This is a genomic window from Mycobacterium sp. TH-M15 (assembly GCF_057473705.1).
Window position 1 is genome coordinate 1 of record NZ_JBYCLB010000547.1, and the last position, 2,598, is coordinate 2,598.

A 2,598-nucleotide genomic window follows, 5' to 3' on the forward strand; every position below is an offset into this window, starting at 1 on the left:
CGCAACAGGTCGCGCCGCCGCCGGCGGCACCTCGCCCGGCACCGCCACCACCGGCCGCGCCTCGCCCGGCACCGCCGATCCCGCCGCAGGCACAGCCACCGGAACCACCGCCGCCGCCGTTCCCGCCGCAGGCGCCGCCGCCGCCGCCGGCGGCGGACAGCTAGCCGGTGAGCGTACGGATGGATCCACAGCGCTTCGACAGCCTGGTCTCCGACGCGCTGGACCTGATCCCGCCCGAACTCGCCGACGCGATCGACAACGTCGTGGTGCTGGTGGAAGACCGCAATTCCGACGAACCGGACCTGCTCGGCCTCTATCACGGGGTGGCGTTGACCGAACGCGACTCCAACTACGCCGGCTCGCTGCCGGACACGATCACCATCTACCGTGAGCCGCTGCTGGAGATGTGCGACTCCGACACACAACTGGTGAACGAAGTAGCCGTCACGGTGATCCACGAGATCGCCCACCACTTCGGCATCGACGAGGACCGGCTGCACGAACTGGGCTGGGGCTGACCACCGGGGCCGCCACCCCGGCGTGGCGTCGCCCGGCCTGTCGGTTCCGGCTGCTAAGAACGATTCATGGCTGATCGCTGCCGAACCTGTCGGGCGGGGCTGGACCACTGCCACGGCACCCTCGTCCACCACCCGGTCGGCGCCACGGACTGCACCGAGGACGGCTGCCCCGGAGCCGGGATCGTTCCGCACGACTTCGCGGTCGACTGCGACGCCGTCGGCTGCCACTGCTGCGCCGAGCGGTCGCCGGCCGTGGCGGTCTGATCCGGCAGGCAGTCAGCCGATCGGGTCGGTGCGGCCCGGATCGGCGACCACGGCGCCGGATTCCGTGCCGGGCTGGAACGGCGCCGTCAGCGTGCCCCACTGAACACAGCTCCAACGTCCGTCGGTCACCGGGGCCAACACCACCGCCTCGGTGTTGGCCAGCTGGTGATCGAGGACGAACTCGCCGTCCACGCCGGCCAGCACCGCCGCGACCAGCCGGATCGCCGCCCCGTGGCTGACCACCACGATGTCGCCGGCCCAGTCGTCGTCGTCGAGATAGCACATCCGCAGATCGGCCAGCACCGGCAGGTAACGGCCCAGCACCTGGTCCGCGGTCTCCCCGTCGGGCAGCGCCACGCCGTGCTCGCCACGGTGCCAGCGCTGGTAGACGCGGTTGAATTCGTCGATCGCGTCGTCGTCGTTGCGGTTCTCCAACACCCCGACCTGCACCTCGTGCACGCCGGCCAGCTCACGGACCGGAAGACCCAGCCGGTCGCCGATCCCGGCGGCGGTCTGGGCCGCCCGGACCGCCACCGAGTGCGCCACCAGGGCCGGCCGCCACGACGCCGACAGGGTGAACGCCCGCGCCTGGTCGTGACCGAGCGGGGTCAGCTCCGAGCCGGGCGGGCGGGTGTCCAGGCGGCGTTCGACGTTGCCGATCGACTGCCCGTGCCGCACCAGCACCAACCGCCCGCTCATCGAGGCGTCTCCGAGGTGATCGGCCACGACCCCAGGAATCGCACGCCGGTGCAGCACCCGCGCAGCGCCTGCAGCGCCGCACCGATGGCGGCGTCGTCGATGTGCCCGATGCAGTCCAGGAAGAACAGGTAGGTGCCCAGGCCGGAGCGGGTCGGCCGGGATTCGATCCGGGTCAGGTTGATACCGCGGATACCGAACTCGGTCAGCGCCGCGGCCAGCGAGCCGGGGCTGTTGGCGACCCACAGCACCACCGATGTCCGGTCGGCGCCGCTGCGCGGGGGTGGCCGGCCCGGCGAACCGACGAGCACGAAGCGGGTGCGCGCGTTCGGTTCGTCGACCACCCCGTCGGCCAGGGTCGGCAAGCCACACTGGGCGGCCGCCAGCGCGGTGCTCACCCCGGCGTCGGCGGCACCGTCGGCGACCTGTCGTGCCGCCGCGGCGTTGGAGCCGGCAGGCACCACCCGGGCGCCGGGCAGATGGCCGGAGAGCCAGCGCCGGACCTGCGCCGCGGCCACCGGGTGCGCCGCCACGGTGGCGACGTCGGCGGGGTTCCGGCCCGGCGCAATCACGATCGAGAAGGTCACCGCCAGCGTGGTCTCGGCGACGATCTGCAGCGGCGAGTCCGCCGCCAGACTGTCCAGCGTGGGCGAGACGCCCCCCTCGATGGAATTCTCGATCGGCACGCAGGCGTAGTCGGCCGACCCGGACCGGACGGCGTCCAGCGCGGCCGGTGTGCTCGCGCTGGGCACCGGCTGCACATCGGGTGCTAAACCGCGGTCGGCGCCGGGAACCAGACCCGCCGCGGTCAGCTGGTTCAGCGCCGCTTCGGTGAATGTTCCCGCCGGACCGAGATAGCTGATGCGGGCCACCGGTCAACCCTATCGGCCGGCATCCGCTGCCGGCCGGCGTCGGGGCGGCGATCCCGGCACGTGCCGAGGCGGGTGCCGACGGGTTGCGAAACATCCCCGACGTAGTTAAGTTAGGCTTGCCTTATTTATCGAAAGGATCGCGTATGCCCCCGGCAACAGGCACCGTCCCGTCGACCGCCGAACGAATCCGCAGCGCCTGCGTGCGCGCTCGCGCGCTGCTGGCCTTGGACGGCGCCGACCCGGTCAGC

Annotated in this window: 4 protein-coding genes and 1 pseudogene; 3 read left to right on the plus strand and 2 right to left on the minus strand. The window is 72.4% G+C overall.

Annotated features, from left to right (window positions below):
- Positions 1–167 precede the first annotated feature (167 nt).
- Positions 168–518 (plus strand): metallopeptidase family protein, encoded by a 351-nt coding sequence (locus tag AC2VNT_RS13350; protein WP_486947320.1) that lies wholly within the window; start codon positions 168–170, stop codon positions 516–518.
- A gap of 66 nt (positions 519–584) precedes the next feature.
- Positions 585–782, plus strand: coding sequence for a hypothetical protein (locus AC2VNT_RS13355; RefSeq protein ID WP_486947321.1), 198 nt, complete (start codon positions 585–587; stop codon positions 780–782).
- Positions 783–794: 12 nt separating this feature from the next.
- Here AC2VNT_RS13355 and AC2VNT_RS13360 read toward each other — a convergent pair whose 3' ends face one another.
- Both AC2VNT_RS13360 and pheA read right to left on the minus strand, forming a co-directional pair.
- The gene (locus AC2VNT_RS13360; RefSeq protein ID WP_486947322.1) at positions 795–1,481 is read right to left on the minus strand and encodes a histidine phosphatase family protein; all 687 of its coding nucleotides are present in this window, start codon (positions 1,479–1,481) and stop codon (positions 795–797) included.
- On the minus strand, positions 1,478–2,350 hold the full coding sequence (gene pheA, locus AC2VNT_RS13365) for a prephenate dehydratase (protein WP_486947323.1): 873 nt from the start codon (positions 2,348–2,350) through the stop codon (positions 1,478–1,480). Before pheA ends, AC2VNT_RS13360 begins: the two co-directional genes overlap by 4 nt.
- Positions 2,351–2,493: 143 nt before the next feature.
- On the opposite strand from pheA, the pseudogene AC2VNT_RS13370 reads away from it, so the two are divergent.
- Positions 2,494–2,598, plus strand: a pseudogene (locus tag AC2VNT_RS13370) (DUF2470 domain-containing protein); the annotation flags it as partial.

Bases quoted from the DNA above. Each gene is read 5' to 3' on its own strand.
- AC2VNT_RS13360 (WP_486947322.1), bottom strand. From the start codon at position 1,481: ATGAGCGGGCGGTTGGTGCTGGTGCGGCACGGGCAGTCGATCGGCAAC.
- AC2VNT_RS13355 (WP_486947321.1), top strand. From the start codon at position 585: ATGGCTGATCGCTGCCGAACCTGTCGGGCGGGGCTGGACCACTGCCAC.